Annotated in this window: 1 protein-coding gene; it reads right to left on the bottom strand. The window is 56.2% G+C overall.

Annotated elements, in window-relative coordinates:
• Positions 1-221 (bottom strand): hypothetical protein (locus ACYQ78_RS39490; RefSeq protein ID WP_459806121.1); only part of this gene is annotated, 221 nt, incomplete at its 3' end.
• Between the last annotated feature and the right edge of the window lie 60 nt (positions 222-281).

Raw genomic sequence — 281 nt, 5'->3', positions numbered from 1 at the left:
ACCACGATTGTCGCATCCAAAACGGCCGACGAGAGTTTGTAAGACAGCGATGCAGCTGCCACTTTGTTCATTTTCCAGCGCGCAGGGAAACCCGGCCGCAGAGAAGTCAGCGGTGTCGATACACTGGAAGGCTGGTCCTCGAGATGCTCATGCCCATTCTCGTTTTCTGCGTTCTCTGCGTAGCGTTGGGATTCCGCTGCTCCGCCCAGAATAACCTCCACAACCAACACCACTTGGCCGACTCGGCCTCTCCATCCCTCCCATTCTTGGATTCCTCATGG

The sequence above is a fragment of the Herbidospora sp. RD11066 genome (genome assembly GCF_054661255.1).
The sequence above is the reverse complement of the archived record's forward strand: the minus strand, read 5'-3'. Positions and strand labels throughout refer to the sequence as shown.